This is a genomic window from Acinetobacter sp. LT1, from assembly GCF_059800965.1.
Genome location: NZ_JBBAXE010000005.1, coordinates 57,312 through 72,079 on the forward strand (window position 1 = coordinate 57,312; position 14,768 = coordinate 72,079).

Below are 14,768 nucleotides of genomic sequence, written 5' to 3' on the forward strand. Positions count from 1 at the left end.
ACCGATAAAGTGGATAGGTAATAAGTTTTTTGTCAGCCTGTTAATTTCGGTGTTAGTATCCTATCAAACACTGTTTAACATGATTGACTTACCATGGCTACCATTGATTTACCGGACAATTTAGTTCAAACATTATCACTTGTATTAAATCAGTTACAGCAAGTCTTGCCTGAGCCTCGACAAGAAACAGATTTTACTGCACCTGCTTTTAGATGGGAAAATCAGCAACTTAATGCCATCTATACGCCAAAAAATATTTATCTTGATGACTTAAAAGGCATTGAGCGTCAAAAAGAAAAAATTATTCAAAATACTTTGCAATTTTTAAATGGCCTACCAGCAAATGATGTACTGTTAACCGGCTCACGTGGTACAGGAAAATCATCTATTGTTCGTGCTTTACTCACTGAGTATGCCCCTCAGGGATTACGTTTAATTGAAATTGAACGTGATGATTTATCAGACTTACCTAAAATTCAAAAACTCATTCAAAATCGTCCTGAAAAATATATCGTCTATTGTGATGACTTGGCTTTTAATGCCGAAGATGAAAATTACCGTAGTCTAAAAAGTGTATTAGATGGTTCATTACAGTCAGGTTCAAGTAATTTTATTATTTATGCAACCAGTAACCGTCGCCACCTGTTACCAGAATTCATGCATGAAAATACCCCTGTAACTAAGGTGGATGTCCCCCAATATACTGAATTACATCCACAAGAAGCGATTGAAGAAAAGATCTCTTTGTCGGATCGTTTTGGTCTATGGTTATCTTTTTATCCAATGGATCAAAACCTATATTTAGAAATCGTTGAGCATTATCTTGATAAAGCAAACATGCCTTTCAATGATGAAGTTCGTGCTGAAAGTTTACGTTGGTGTCAGATGCGGGGTCAGCGCTCTGGTCGAGCTGCTTATCAGTTTTCTAAGCATTGGATTGGTTTAAACGCATTAAAAGATTTGTCTAACAATTAAATAAAATGTCCCGCAAAGCCTTAGCTTTGGCCTATAAACCGCTTAGCTTTGGCAGTTGTTTTTCATAACCTAAAACAAAGATAGCCCTTCTTTAGGTTTATATATGAAAAAACAATTGCCAAAAATTTCTACAACAAGTAAAGCGCTTGGTAAAAGTTTATTACTTGCACAAGGCGTTTTAGACCAAGCAAAAAAATATTCAACTCTTCCTTTTACTCAAGCTCATATCATCCGTCCACGAGTTGACGAAAAATATTATAGCTGGACACATTACGGTATCTTTTTCCCGCTTTTACCAGAGCCGCATCGTTACTTAAATATTATGATTTTAATCGGTACGCCCGGTGCACTTGCTTTTGACCATGATGATATCATCACTGAAAATCCTAGAAAAACAGCTACATTCTTTTCAAGCACAGCTGCTCTGGAACAAGCTTTATTGAAGGCCTATGTCATTCCCGAAGATACAAAAATTAATAAAGATGGGAGCTTAATAGAACTAGGTCAGGAAATTTCAATTCAAGGAAAATTTCCACACATCCATATTAATGGACATTATGATGGGTTTGATTTCGTCTTTGATATCGGTATCACTTCACATGTTTCATGGTTTATAAAAACACCAATCTATGATCACTTTAGTTTATTGGCAAAGTTTAAAGGTTTTTTAAACTATCAAGCAGAACGCATTGAAACCCAAGGACTTTGCACTTACGAATATGCTCGAGCAGTTGGTCCTCACTCCATCACAAATAAACTTATTCCTGATGTATATAAACTACCACTTGATTTTTTCACTTATCAAATCATCAATTTAAACGAAACCACCCAACTTCTTCTTACCAAAGCCGATATTGCAGGACAAACAGCTGCATACACCCTGCATATTCGACATCTAGACCAGCCAGCTGAAATCTACACAGATGTAAGCTTTGATATTATTTCGCATCAAGTTGATGACTTCATTTCACCTACTGGGCAAAAAATGCGACTTCCAAAATATTTTTCTTGGATCGCTCGAAATGATGCAAAGCAAATTATCTTAAACATTCAGGCAGAAATTGACTGCCCATTCCGTTATGGTCATGGGCGAGGTTATGCGAGTAGCTATATATTTACAGGTCATTATTTTGGTAATGAAGTTCAAGGCCGTGGTTATATCGAATACATTGATATCGAAAACCAAAAAGCCTTTGAAGAGGAATAATCTTACTCAGGAATAGTAAGTTCAGTCATCGGCCAGCGCGGCGTGGTTGTTACAGCTAAACCATCATGCTGACCTGCTTTTAAACGCTGATAACCAGCAAAAGCAATCATTGCCCCATTATCCGTACATAAAGCAGGCTCGGCATAATAAACTTGCGCTTTAATTTTCGCCAAAGAAGTTTCTAATTGCTCGCGTAGTCTTAAATTTGCGCTAACTCCACCTGCAATCACTAAACGTTTAAGTCCAGTTTGCTTTAAAGCTTTTACTGATTTTTTTACTAAGGTATCTACAATTGCTTCTTGGAATGAAGCAGCAATATCAGCGTCACGATTTTCACCATTCAATTTTTTCAATTGAACAGAAACAGCTGTTTTTAAACCACTAAAAGAAAAATCTAAGCCTTGATGAAGCATAGGTCTTGGAAACTCAAAAGCTAATGGATTTCCAGACAATGCAAGTTTTGCGATATTTGGCCCACCTGGATATGGCAAGCTCATCATTTTTGCAACTTTATCAAAAGCTTCGCCCGCAGCATCATCAATAGACTCGCCCAATAGTTCATATTGACCAATAGCATGGGCTGCCATCAATTGTGTATGCCCACCTGAAACCAACAATGCTACAAACGGAAATTCAGGTGGTTGACTTGAAAGTAATGGGGCCAACATGTGACCTTCCATATGATGAACACCTATAGCAGGCTTATTTAAAGAAAAAGCTAAAGTTCGTCCAAATAAGGCGCCTGTCATTAATGCTCCCATTAAGCCAGGACCACGCGTATAAGCAACCGCATCAATCTCTTGTTTTTTTACACCACTTTGTTCAAGCAATTGATTCATTAAAGGAATTAATTTACGAACATGGTCACGAGAAGCAAGTTCAGGTACTACGCCACCATATTCGGCATGAAGTTTAATCTGGCTATAAAGAACCTGTCCCCGTAAGCCGAGTTCGCTATCATAAAGTGCCAACCCTGTTTCATCACAAGAAGTTTCCAAGCCTAAAACAATCATCAAAACTGCCTTTTATATGAGTCAAAATATTGCAATCGCTATTATAGACTTGTGATATGAGTTGTAAATGAGTAAAATACTGACCTTCACTTGTGATCCGGCGCAATGGTGTGCCTGATCTTATCCATAATCTAGAGGATTTTACATGCCACAAGTTAAGTTGAAAGAAGGCGAACCAGTTGACGTAGCTATCCGTCGTTTCAAACGTTCATGCGAAAAAGCTGGTGTTTTAGCTGACGTTCGTAAACGCGAATTCTACGAAAAACCAACTCAAGAACGTAAGCGCAAAAAAGCTGCAGCAGTTAAACGCTACCAAAAGAAATTGGCTCGCGAATCTGTACGTACTACTCGCCTTTACTAATTAATTTGTGATTGACTGCTGAATTATGACTACTTTAAAAAACCAAATTACTGATGCATTAAAAACTTCTATGCGTGCCAAAGATATGGCAACAGTGACGGTTTTGCGTAGTCTACAAGCGGCAATTAAGCAAATCGAAGTCGATGAGCGCAAAGAGCTTGACGACGCTCAGGTTCTTGCGGTCATTGAAAAGCAAATTAAACAACGTAAAGAATCGATCAAAGCCTTTGAAGGTGCTGGTCGTAATGATTTAGCTAGTAAAGAACAAGCCGAAGCTGAGATTATCTCTCAGTTTCTACCAGAAGCTATGACTGAGGAAGAGCTTGATTCTATCATTGAGCAAACGATTGCTGCTCAAGAAGCAACTAGCATGAAAGATATGGGTAAGGTGATGAATTCTCTACGTCCGATCATAGCCGGGCGTGCCGATCCTGCTCAAGTTTCAGCAAAAATTAAAGCTAAGTTAGCTTAATTCCCCTTTTAAAATTTTATATTTCTTCCAATCAAGCTTCTTTAGTTTGTATATATTTTCACATCTGCAAATTAAGTAAGATATAACTCTTAAATCTTCATTCTTCGCTCATCTTGCATTTGTTTCAAACGACTGTCTATTCTTGCCGACATTGCTTGATTGTCTTTTGCTAATCGCTGAGCATGCAACATTGATTTAATTGCATTTTCTTCACTACCTGACCAATATTCTGCTTCAGCCCGATAGCGTAGAACATTAACCGCTCTTAAAGGTCCATTCTTATCCAAATTCGCAGCTTGCTGTAAAAATTGCCAACCTTGTATATCTCTTGGATTCTTATTAATAAATCTTTGAACCAAAGTTTGAACTTGCGCAAACTTACCTTGGCGTAGCAGCACCTCAGCCAACTTATAACTAAAAGCTTTATTTTCAGGCATCGTCATTTGTGTAGAAGCAATTGTTGTATAAGCTTGATCTAGCTTGTTTTGGCCAAGATAAATATCTGTCTGCAATAATGTGACAAGAGGCTTTCCACTAGATTTCGCTTGATCTAAAGTAGACTGCGCTTGCACATAATCACCTTGTCTTGTGTAAAATGCTGCTAAAGCAATCAGACCAGCAATATTTTTTTGGGACGCCAAACTTTGTAGTTGGTTTTCAGTTGCCTGATTGGCAATCACCATGGTGTACCATTTTAAAATCTCAAAATCTGCATCATATATACGGTTTTTAACTCGAGGCATCTGGTTTGCACGCAGCCGCGCTTCACTCATACGCTCAGTCGTCAATGGATGAGTCAACCAGAAATCCGGTAAAAAACTTACTCGACTTGTAGCTCTATGCATTGTTTCAAAGTAATCAGCCATACTTTGAGGGTTATAACCCGCCGCATACATATATTGCATACCAATACGGTCTGCTTCACGCTCTTGATTTCGACTATATGTTAATTGCTTATCCATGAGTGCAGCTTGGGTTCCAAGCATCACTGCTGCACCCGCATCGCCACCACCCTGCGCAGCTATAGCCACCCCCGCTAAAAGTCCTGCTAGACTTAGCAATGTTTGACCTTTAAAAGCTTCTTCAGAGCGACTAAAATGTCTTTGCGATACATGCGCAATTTCGTGAGCCATAACCCCAGCAATTTCATCAATATTTCGTGCTGAGGCAATAAGCCCTGTATTGAGCGCAAATAAGCCACCTGGAACAGCAAAAGCATTAATTTGTGGATCTTTAATCACGACTAGACCAATCGGCTGCCCAAGCTGAGTTTCACTTAAAATACTCGAAAATACCTGAAAAAATTGATCTTCTAGCCAGACGTCTTGAATAACGGGCATTTGTTTGTGAACTTCACGAAAAACTTTTTCGCCAATAAATTTTTCTTTTTGTTGATCAAGCAAACCAATCCCACTTCCAATATTTGGAATTTCTACTTGATTTGCAGAAGGCTGAGGGTCGAAAGGCTGCGCGTACGAAGCATTTGTTATAAAAGCCGTACTTAAAATAATTGGCAAAAATCTCAAATGTTTTTCTCTAGTAAAATTAAACCATCAAAAAAAGTCTACTGATATAAAACATAAAAAATTATGTTCAATCAATAGACTTTTAATATATCACTCGAGATCGCTTAGTTTTGCAATGAAGTGTTATTAATCATTTATGCAAAGTTTGGGTTTACCAAATATCTAGGAGTTTTATCCTCTAAAGCTTCAACTAGATTTTTATAAGCAAGATTTGCCATTTTTTTACGGGTCTCTGCAGTCGCAGATCCTACGTGAGGCAAAGTAACAACATTTGACAGCTTAAAAAGCTCCGAATCTTGTAAAGGTTCTTTTTCATATACATCCAAACCAGCTCCAAAGATTTCCCCGCTTTGTAAGGCTTCAATCAGAGCTTGCTCATCAACTACTGAACCACGCGCAATATTTATAAAAATAGCGTGCTTTTGCATAAGCTCAAATTGAGTTTTCCCCATCAAAGCTTTCGATTCATTATTTAAATCAACTGCGGTTACTACAAAATCAGACTGTTGCAATAACTCATCTAAACCAAGATATTGTGCTTTTAAAGGCTCTGCCAATTCAGGCTTTTCACGTCGGTTATGGTAAACAATATTCATGTTAAATCCATAAAAACCACGGCGTGCAATTGCGGCACCAATATTACCAAGCCCAATAATTCCTAGCGTCTTTCCAAAAACATCTAAACCAAATTGCTGAGGCCCAACAGTTCTTTTCCATTCACCTTGTTTAGTCCAATGATCAAGAAAAGGAACTTTTCTAGCAGCACTAAGCAATAACGTAAAAGCAAGATCAGCCGTTGTTTCAGTTAAAACATGAGGTGTATTTGATAACCAGATTTTTCTTTGGTTTAGATAAGCCACATCATAATTGTCATAGCCAACTGTTACAGATGAAATAATTTTGAGTTTTTGAGCAGGCGCAAGATTACTTTCATTAAGAAGTCGACCAGCACCGATCATCCCATCAGCATCTACAACTTGTTGGCGAATTTGCTCATTAATATCACCCAGTTTTGGATTGAGAACCACAACATGATAATCCTGTTGTAATCGAGACAAAATTTCTTCATCAATTTGGCTAAAAACTACAACTTTTTTCATGTAAATCCCTACTACTCGTTGTTATCTTGCATTAATTGCCATAACCTTTTTTTAAGGAGTGGTTTCTCCAACATCTCTTTTAAACTCGCCAAATGAATAATATTGGCATGCTGAATATAAGAACATTCACCAAGGCACAAGATCTTCTTGCCTGCTGCGACAGCATCTAAAAATCCTTGAATATATGAACCTGCACCACGTTGGTCTTGATAGTTAGCTAAAGGAAACGGCCATTTTAGTTCAGCATATTGCCCTATTTTTGCTTTTTGGATGTTATTCCAAAGCTGCTTTTCTTCTTCACTTAAATTAGTAACATCTAAAAAAATAACGCATTTTTCAAGCGCAAAAGCTTGCAAATCAAATGAAGCAATCGTAACCACTGGAGCTTGTACTTCATTACGAGGTACTACAACAGGCGGAACTTCTACTGGAAGTGGTACCGCAATTTCAGGTTCAACTTTTGGAACTTCGTTGACTTGTGGTTTTGTCGGTTGCTCAACAACTGGATTGTTCTTAGAAGGCAATATAATTGGTTCACCTTCTGGTGCAGCTTGATCTCGCCAGAGACTTTGAGCATTATTTTTTTGGCACACCTGTGTCTTAGGAATCCATACATCAATCCCCAAAGTTGCCAATATATTTCTTTGCTGCCCAATCATCTGTAAATCAATACCTCTACTCTATCTACATTCTAACGGGCTTGAGTTTTTTTTTCAGTGTTTTATTTCATTCAGATGTTTTTATAATCGTAGATGTCTTTTAAATAATCATCACACTATTTCTCTTTTGCATTTGATCCACAATTTCTTCTGTCTCAAAGCCAAAACGCCAATAAAGCAATTCAAGCACATCGAGTTCATCTTGCGTGATAATACGGTCGCTCCACAAACACATTTCTGAAATAGCTAGAATACTTAGACGGTCACGTAATAATAAACCAGCAATATCATTTAAAATTTCAGCTAGATCTAATGGCTCATCTGAAATTTCATCATAGGTATACATTTCATCGGGATTGAGCAGCGAACGTAAAATACGCTCACGTACTTCTAATTGATTTGGGCTATTAATTTGCTGAACATGAAGCAAAGCATCAATCAAACGAACAATTTGAGGTTTCACTTCTTCAAATGCAGTCGGTAAATGTAATGGCATCAAGTTCAACTCATGTTTAACCCGCTCCAGTAAAAGTGCATCTAACAACCCAATCTCACCATCTTCTTGGATAATAAGCGCTAGCTTAGTAAGAAATTGCCGAGCAATACTTGCGGGTATATGCCCAATATTTTTACAAGCATCATGAAATATTTGAATATGGATACGCCCATCCAGATTCAATAATGCATCGATAATGGCATGACTCACAGGTGCATCTTTTGGAATGAATTCCCGATATTGGCGAATCATCAAAATAGCGACCATCACTTCACGTGAACCTGTAGCAGTTTGTAATGCTCGCTGAATTAATTCAGGACGCTTTTTATTTCGACGTACATCACTACTCAGGGGCTTAATGGCATCATTTAATGCAAAACTAATTGGTGACAACCTTAATAAAGGTAAAGGCTGTGGAGATGACCACGGAATATAAATTTCTTTCTCAGATTCTTCTAAGAAATGAAATAAGCTAAACAACGGACGGTTGCGAAGTTTCTTTAAATTTTCTAATTGTAAATCTTGTAGCAAAGTAGGATTTAACTCATAAATACGTTCACGAATACTCGGATGAATATTCATCCAACTTTGTGGACTCAGTGAGTTAGCAAAACACATATGTGCGATTGATTCGGAATAAGCACTATGAATTTGCGAACCAGAATGGTGAACATAAATACGCAACAAGGTTTGGGTATTCGCATTATTTTTTAATAGTCGCACTGTTTTTTGGTCATTACGAAAGGTACGTCCACTCAAAGTCAAATATTTGATAAAACGAGTAATCAGTACACCGAGGCTTCCAGCCAACCAAATGACTCCACCTACCGCAACAAAAACTGTTTCAAATTTATGTTTATAGCCCGGGCTATAGCGCTTAAAACCTTGCTTGGCTAATTTACTGCCCCACTGACTAAAAGTTGTTAAACCACTATATAAAATCTTTAATTTAGTATTCTCAACAGCTTCACCCGATAAAATCTGATTAAACTCATGGCCCAATAAACCATATAACTCAAGCTTATCCAGATTCTGTAAAGCACCCCATGTCAGAATAATTACAATATCTTTGGGATGAAAACCTGCCGTAAGTGCATTTACACCAACTTCATCAGGTAATACATATACTGTTGGAACTTTTAGTGAAAAATTTTGGGCTAAGTGTTCTGTAATTTTTAATGCCGCGAGTTCTTCGGGAGTACTCTCCTCTTTCACCAAACGACGTGCTTTAAGTTGTTTTGCTAAAGAGTGCCCACCTTTACGCAGAATATAAAGTTCGGTAACTACCGACCAAACCATAATAAAAAGTAATAGCGCAACGAAGTAAGGACTTAAGGTGTGCCACCAAATTGGCTGGCTATAATCAAAAAAATGAACGAGTAAACCTAAAATTAAATTTAAGATAAAAATAGTAAGCAGCACAGCAACCAAACACATAGTGATGGACCATGCCATATTTTTATTTTCGATGAGATAGTGGCTTACTTCTTTCAATGTAAATATTCCCAATTACATTGTTAGGTTTCATCATAAAAGAAAAAAGCGGGAAATACCCGCTTTTTTCGGCTATTTCTATTCTTCTTTGATGCCTGTTAAATCTACAGAAGCAGCATCGACATTAACGTCAATATAACCATCTTTTTTCTTCTTAGCAGAGTCATTACGCTTCTGCTCCAAATTATTTAGATAGTTACCATCAATATCACCTGTTACGTAGATTCCATCAAATACTGAGCAATCGAACTCAGTTAAGTCAGGCACTTTGCTGGTACGTACAGCATTTTTCAAGTCTTCCAATTCTTGGAAAATCAAACGATCAGCACCAATAATTTCTTGGATCTCTTCCACGCTGCGTTCTGAAGCAATAAGCTCAGCTTTAGCAGGCATATCAATACCGTAAACGTTTGGATACATTACTTTCGGTGCTGCTGACGCAAAGTATACTTTTTTTGCACCAGAATCACGTGCCATCTGAATAATCTCATTACACGTTGTACCACGTACAATAGAGTCATCCACCAATAGAACGTTCTTACCTTTGAATTCTAACTCAACAGGGTTTAATTTCTGACGTACAGATTTTTTACGTTGCTGTTGACCCGGCATAATAAAGGTACGGCCGATATAACGGTTTTTCATAAAACCTTCACGGAACTTCACACCTAGAATATTTGCAAGTTCTAAAGCTGAAGTACGGCTCGTATCTGGAATTGGAATCACCACATCAATATCATGGTCTTCGCCCCAGTCACGTAAAATTTTATGAGCAAGCTTTTCACCCATTTTTAAACGTGCTTTATAAACCGAGATTCCATCAATAATCGCATCAGGACGAGCAAAATAAACGTATTCAAAAATACATGGACGGTATTTAGGATTAGCAGCACATTGTTTAGAGAACAACTCGCCATTTGCATTGATGAAAATTGCTTCACCTGGTTCAATATCACGCTCAATTTTGAAACCAAGAGCAGTAATAGCAACCGATTCAGAAGCAATGATGTATTCCATCTCACCTTGTTCAGTTACACGCGAACCGTAAATAAGTGGGCGAATACCATTCGGATCACGGAAACCTACTAAACCATGACCAGTAATCATCGCCACTACACCATACGCACCTTGGCAACGCTCATGCACACGAGAAACCGTGTGAAAAATATCGTCAGGAGTAGGATTTAAAGTGCCTTTTTTCTGTAATTCATGCGCAAACACGTTTAAAAGAACTTCTGAGTCAGAATCTGTATTCATATGACGTAAATCTGTTTTAAACAGGTCATCATGAATTTCTTCTGCATTGGTCAAGTTACCATTATGTGCAAGCGTAATACCGTAAGGTGAGTTTACATAAAATGGTTGTGCTTCAGCACTGCTCGCAGAACCAGCAGTTGGGTAACGTACATGGCCAATACCATAATTACCAAGTAATGCTCTCATATGACGAGTATGAAAGACATCACGTACCATACCGTTATCCTTACGAAGGAAAAGACGGCCTTCATGGCAGGTTACTATTCCAGCTGCATCTTGCCCACGATGTTGCAACATCGTTAAAGCATCAAACAACATTTGGTTCACTGGCGATTTACCGGCTATACCAACAACTCCACACATAGCAACCTCGCAGACAAGCTAGGAATTAATAAAAAGGATTCTTTGTCGAATGGTCGGATCGGTTTTCTAAGTCTTCCGATTCGTCCATTGGTTTTGAAGGAGTGCCTGATGCACTACCTCCAGATGTTATTTGATGAAATGCCTCACTTGCAGCATCTTTAGACAACTCGGTAGCCAAAGGCGCATAAGGCAATAAAAACTGTATAAATTTGGACTGTTTCCAGTGCGGTGAACTTTCAACCCAAGGTCCTACACCCTGCATTGTAATTAGTACAACCAACAAGCCCTTTAAAGAACCAAAAGCACCACCTGCTAAACGATTTAATGGCCCCAATTTCAGACTTTTCAAGAGGCCATTTAAAAATGCAGAGACGATCCATGTTAAAACAATGATTAAAAGCGCTATAAATGCAAAAGCTGCAATTTTCTGGACAACTGGATCATGACTTAAACCCGACATAGACGGAGCAAGAAGGACAGCATATTTTGCACCCATAATTAATGCAATGACCCATCCTACCAAGTTCGCAAAGGCTTTAATAAATCCTTGTCGCAAACCGTTTAGCCCCCCAATGAGCAAAAGTATCAGAATAATGATATCAATTGTGTTCATATTCACTTAAGACATAGCTGCAACACATTGTTTCACTAAAATAGGACCTGTATAAATTAGCCCACTATAGATCTGTACTAATGTTGCTCCAGCTTGCTGTTTGACTGCTGCTTGGTCACCCGACAAAATTCCACCCACGCCAATTAACGGGATTTGTCCTTTTAATGTTTGGGCAAACAAACGTAAGCATTCTGTACTTTTTTCAAAAACAGGTGCGCCTGATAAACCGCCCGACTCATTACCATAAGGAAGATTTTCTACACCTTCTCTTGATAAGGTCGTATTAGTAACGATCAAGCCATCAATTTTAAACTGCACTAACTGCGCTGCAATAAATTCAACATCTTCAGCTGTTAAATCAGGTGCAACTTTCAGAACCAAAGGAACATAGTGATTATTTTGTTCAGCTAGCTCAAGTTGTCTTTCTTTTAAGGTTTGCAATAGTTCAGTTAATGCATCGCCACTTTGTAAACTTCTTAAGTTCTTAGTATTTGGAGATGAAATATTAACGGTAATATAAGAAGCGTAGTTATACACTTTCTCAAGGCAAATCAGGTAGTCATCAACAGCTTTTTCTACAGGCGTATCAGCATTCTTACCAATATTAATGCCTAAAATTCCTTTAAACTTTGAAGCTTTGACATTTTCAATCAGCTTATCAACACCATCATTATTAAACCCCATACGGTTAATAATGGCTTGAGCTTCTGGAATACGGAATAAGCGCGGCTGCGGATTACCCGATTGAGGACGAGGTGTAATGGTTCCAATTTCAATAAAACCGAACCCTAACCCAGCTAAAGCATCAATGTGTGCACCATTTTTATCAAGACCGGCTGCTAAACCTACTGGGTTTGGAAATTCAATTCCCATACAAGTCGTCGGTTTCGCCTCTACGCTCTGACGGAGTAGGCCGAACTTATGTGCTTTATCAAGCATAGATAATGTTAATTCATGGGCACGCTCTGGTGCTAAACTAAACAACATCGGGCGAGCAAGTGAATATAACATACCAATCACAATCTACTGATTTTAGGTAGGCATATTATAGGCACAGGGAGCACAAAACACCATGCTTAAGACCAGCATATTTTAATATGTTATTGAACCGTCGCTGTTAATTTAATCTGACCTTCACTTGAAACCATTTCCATTTTTTCAATACTTAAGCCCATTTGCGCCAGTTGGGTTAAAAAGTTCGCTAAAATTGCGTAATTCTGATGAGTAACAATAATTTGTAACTGCTCACCATTTTGTTGAGAAGTGACAGTTAACCCTTGTTGTTGAGCTACACGTTGTATTTTTTCTGCCTGCCCCAGCTCAAGCTCACTCGCAGGTTTCATAGTGACTGCATTACTTTGCATCCACACCATTAAATCTTTTAAATCATTTAGGCGCTGTTGCTGCTGTTCAGCTAAGGAATGCATTTTCCAAAGTGAAGCTCCAATAATAGCCACTACAACAAAAATTGTAGTAAAGATCACCATGATACGTTCACGGACAGTTAAACGATCTAAATATTGATTGATTTGTTCAATCCACTGATCAAAGCGGTTTTGCAATTGAGCTAACATTTTCATTATTGTATTTTCACCACCCCAATTGCCCCACCACCATCGGCTTGAACATTACCTAACTCTGCCTTGAAGCCTTGCTGATTAAGCTGCTGTGTTAAAGCTTGCAAATCATCTCCCGATTTTGCTTTTAAGGCCATAGTTAGTGTAGAAGCATCATAATTTAACTGCTGAGCTAAAATTTGTCTTTGCATTAAAATAGGTCCAACACGGCTCAATAAAGAAAGTGCTTGTGTATCGCCTTGTTTACTCATTCTTAAATGACTTTCAAATTGGCTTTTTATATTTTGTTCGTTTACACGACTAGAAGGACCAAACCAATATTTATATTGTTCAATCGTCTGCTCAGCTGTTTGATTCGCTACATTTCTTAATTTTACCCAACGCAACAAATCATAGCTAAACTGAACCACAATTATTGCTAAAACAATAACAGCACATGCTTTCCAGTAACCTGAGACAGTTTGCTCTTGTCCTTTGGCTTTCGGTAAAACATTAAAAGGATGCTGTTTAGGTTTATCTAAACTCTGAAATTGATAAAAAAATTCTGAACGTTGCTCAACACTAGAAGCTGCTTCTAAGCTTTCTAACTGTTCTACCGTTAACCCACTATATTGATAGTTTGTTTCAACTGGCTGGAATTCCAAAAACAATCCCAAATCATCTAGTGAATTACCGACCCATTTACTTTCACGCGCCAATAATTTTTGGTCAATATTACACAGGATAACTTGGTGCTCTTGCGGTTCCGGCAAAATCAAAAAGTCTGGCAATAAAGCAACCAACTTGATTGGCAACAAATTCATCGCATGTTGCCATGTTTCCACAGTAGTTTTTGCAACGCCCAATATTGTTAATTGATCAGCATGAAAATGATGAACTACTTTCATGTAATCAATAGGCAAAGTTACAAACTCTTCAAGCAAATATTTAACACCATCTGCTCCGAGTTGCTTGTAATGAGACTTTGCTATTTGTTGCTGGAATACCTGAGCATGACGACTAGGAAAAAAGACAACAGCCTCTTTTCCTTGGTGCAATTGTAGGTCTTGTATTAATTGATCAAGGCTTTCAGCCTGCAACCAGTTTTCTCCGTTAGACCAATGCCATATTCCATTGGTTTCAGGCATCCATAAATACAGCATAATGGGCTAAATAACCTTTTTATTTATATTGTGGGTATAAAACTATTTTTTTGTGTTGATAAACCAGTTGCAATCACAGCCTGATCATAAATTCGAGCTTCAGCCAACGCAAATGGATTAAAGTTTTCATGGGTCAGCAGTTCAGCAATATGCCCTACTACATTCATATGACACACGACCACAATTGACTCATAAGGAATCTGAGACAACCACTCAACTGCCTCTTTGGCGTTATCATCCGGTTTAATTTTATCGCATAACAACACAGGCACATCTTTAAAGTACGCTTGAATATGTGCCAATGTCTCTTGAGCACGTAACAAAGGACTAACTACAAAAATATCAGGCTTAACAATATCTTTTAAAAATGTTGCTGTCTGTTCTGCTTGAGCATGTCCACGAGCAGTAAGAGGGCGTTTAGTGTCGTTACCATTTACAGGTGGAGCGGCTTCCCCATGGCGAACCAATGTCAGTTGCATAAATTTTCCTTGTTAATAATTCCTGCATTATAAC

15 protein-coding genes are annotated in these 14,768 nt (G+C 38.1%); 4 read left to right on the top strand and 11 right to left on the bottom strand.

Translation table 11 applies throughout. The features are described 5' to 3' along the window. The first annotated feature begins 93 nt into the window (after positions 1-93). Both WBW42_RS06245 and WBW42_RS06250 read left to right on the top strand, forming a co-directional pair. Positions 94-975: an ATP-binding protein gene (locus tag WBW42_RS06245; RefSeq protein ID WP_032052273.1), complete on the top strand. Its 882-nt coding sequence runs from the start codon at positions 94-96 to the stop codon at positions 973-975. A gap of 103 nt (positions 976-1,078) precedes the next feature. Continuing rightward, positions 1,079-2,182, top strand: a complete 1,104-nt coding sequence (locus tag WBW42_RS06250) for a DUF6670 family protein (RefSeq protein ID WP_032055528.1) — start codon at positions 1,079-1,081, stop codon at positions 2,180-2,182. A gap of 2 nt (positions 2,183-2,184) precedes the next feature. Here WBW42_RS06250 and tsaD read toward each other — a convergent pair whose 3' ends face one another. Next, positions 2,185-3,195, bottom strand: a complete 1,011-nt coding sequence (gene tsaD / locus WBW42_RS06255; protein WP_032055527.1) for a tRNA (adenosine(37)-N6)-threonylcarbamoyltransferase complex transferase subunit TsaD — start codon at positions 3,193-3,195, stop codon at positions 2,185-2,187. Positions 3,196-3,340: 145 nt separating this feature from the next. Between tsaD and rpsU the strand changes: the two genes are divergently transcribed. Together rpsU and WBW42_RS06265 are read left to right on the top strand one after the other, a co-directional pair. Next, positions 3,341-3,556 carry a 30S ribosomal protein S21 gene (gene rpsU, locus WBW42_RS06260; protein ID WP_001136722.1) on the top strand — a complete coding sequence of 72 codons (216 nt, stop codon included), beginning with the start codon at positions 3,341-3,343 and terminating at the stop codon, positions 3,554-3,556. 25 nt (positions 3,557-3,581) lie between these two features. Further along, positions 3,582-4,028 carry a GatB/YqeY domain-containing protein gene (locus WBW42_RS06265; RefSeq protein WP_002115302.1) on the top strand — a complete coding sequence of 149 codons (447 nt, stop codon included), beginning with the start codon at positions 3,582-3,584 and terminating at the stop codon, positions 4,026-4,028. A gap of 89 nt (positions 4,029-4,117) precedes the next feature. Here WBW42_RS06265 and WBW42_RS06270 read toward each other — a convergent pair whose 3' ends face one another. From WBW42_RS06270 to WBW42_RS06315, 10 genes are all read right to left on the bottom strand, one after another. After that, positions 4,118-5,545 carry a M48 family metalloprotease gene (locus WBW42_RS06270; RefSeq protein ID WP_080632642.1) on the bottom strand — a complete coding sequence of 476 codons (1,428 nt, stop codon included), beginning with the start codon at positions 5,543-5,545 and terminating at the stop codon, positions 4,118-4,120. Between the two features lie 143 nt (positions 5,546-5,688). After that, positions 5,689-6,654 carry a 2-hydroxyacid dehydrogenase gene (locus WBW42_RS06275; protein WP_002115253.1) on the bottom strand — a complete coding sequence of 322 codons (966 nt, stop codon included), beginning with the start codon at positions 6,652-6,654 and terminating at the stop codon, positions 5,689-5,691. 11 nt (positions 6,655-6,665) lie between these two features. Further along, on the bottom strand, positions 6,666-7,313 hold the full coding sequence (locus tag WBW42_RS06280; RefSeq protein WP_032055520.1) for a hypothetical protein: 648 nt from the start codon (positions 7,311-7,313) through the stop codon (positions 6,666-6,668). A 100-nt stretch (positions 7,314-7,413) separates the two neighbouring features. Continuing rightward, positions 7,414-9,303 (bottom strand): M48 family metalloprotease, encoded by a 1,890-nt coding sequence (locus tag WBW42_RS06285; protein ID WP_032055518.1) that lies wholly within the window; start codon positions 9,301-9,303, stop codon positions 7,414-7,416. 78 nt (positions 9,304-9,381) lie between these two features. Next, complete coding sequence (gene purF / locus WBW42_RS06290; RefSeq protein ID WP_005068333.1) at positions 9,382-10,923, bottom strand: amidophosphoribosyltransferase; 1,542 nt, start codon at positions 10,921-10,923, stop codon at positions 9,382-9,384. A 25-nt stretch (positions 10,924-10,948) separates the two neighbouring features. Further along, a complete protein-coding gene (locus WBW42_RS06295) occupies positions 10,949-11,536 on the bottom strand; it encodes a CvpA family protein (RefSeq protein WP_002115251.1) in 588 nt (195 codons plus the stop codon). 6 nt (positions 11,537-11,542) lie between these two features. Further along, on the bottom strand, positions 11,543-12,547 hold the full coding sequence (locus WBW42_RS06300) for a quinone-dependent dihydroorotate dehydrogenase (protein WP_032055514.1): 1,005 nt from the start codon (positions 12,545-12,547) through the stop codon (positions 11,543-11,545). An 89-nt stretch (positions 12,548-12,636) separates the two neighbouring features. Then, the gene (locus WBW42_RS06305) at positions 12,637-13,116 is read right to left on the bottom strand and encodes a type II secretion system protein M (RefSeq protein WP_032053427.1); all 480 of its coding nucleotides are present in this window, start codon (positions 13,114-13,116) and stop codon (positions 12,637-12,639) included. Next, complete coding sequence (gspL, locus tag WBW42_RS06310) at positions 13,116-14,255, bottom strand: type II secretion system protein GspL (protein ID WP_032070459.1); 1,140 nt, start codon at positions 14,253-14,255, stop codon at positions 13,116-13,118. Before gspL ends, WBW42_RS06305 begins: the two co-directional genes overlap by 1 nt. Before the next feature lie 23 nt (positions 14,256-14,278). Then, positions 14,279-14,734: a SixA phosphatase family protein gene (locus tag WBW42_RS06315; RefSeq protein ID WP_005068324.1), complete on the bottom strand. Its 456-nt coding sequence runs from the start codon at positions 14,732-14,734 to the stop codon at positions 14,279-14,281. Positions 14,735-14,768: the final 34 nt, after the last annotated feature.

Coding starts and splice junctions, on each gene's coding strand:
- gspL (WP_032070459.1), bottom strand. CDS start 14,255: ATGCTGTATTTATGGATGCCTGAAACCAATGGAATATGGCATTGGTCT.
- WBW42_RS06305 (WP_032053427.1), bottom strand. CDS start 13,116: ATGAAAATGTTAGCTCAATTGCAAAACCGCTTTGATCAGTGGATTGAA.
- rpsU (WP_001136722.1), top strand. CDS start 3,341: ATGCCACAAGTTAAGTTGAAAGAAGGCGAACCAGTTGACGTAGCTATC.
- WBW42_RS06265 (WP_002115302.1), top strand. CDS start 3,582: ATGACTACTTTAAAAAACCAAATTACTGATGCATTAAAAACTTCTATG.
- purF (WP_005068333.1), bottom strand. CDS start 10,923: ATGTGTGGAGTTGTTGGTATAGCCGGTAAATCGCCAGTGAACCAAATG.
- WBW42_RS06275 (WP_002115253.1), bottom strand. CDS start 6,654: ATGAAAAAAGTTGTAGTTTTTAGCCAAATTGATGAAGAAATTTTGTCT.
- WBW42_RS06280 (WP_032055520.1), bottom strand. CDS start 7,313: ATGATTGGGCAGCAAAGAAATATATTGGCAACTTTGGGGATTGATGTA.
- WBW42_RS06295 (WP_002115251.1), bottom strand. CDS start 11,536: ATGAACACAATTGATATCATTATTCTGATACTTTTGCTCATTGGGGGG.
- WBW42_RS06245 (WP_032052273.1), top strand. CDS start 94: ATGGCTACCATTGATTTACCGGACAATTTAGTTCAAACATTATCACTT.
- WBW42_RS06300 (WP_032055514.1), bottom strand. CDS start 12,547: ATGTTATATTCACTTGCTCGCCCGATGTTGTTTAGTTTAGCACCAGAG.
- WBW42_RS06250 (WP_032055528.1), top strand. CDS start 1,079: ATGAAAAAACAATTGCCAAAAATTTCTACAACAAGTAAAGCGCTTGGT.
- tsaD (WP_032055527.1), bottom strand. CDS start 3,195: ATGATTGTTTTAGGCTTGGAAACTTCTTGTGATGAAACAGGGTTGGCA.
- WBW42_RS06315 (WP_005068324.1), bottom strand. CDS start 14,734: ATGCAACTGACATTGGTTCGCCATGGGGAAGCCGCTCCACCTGTAAAT.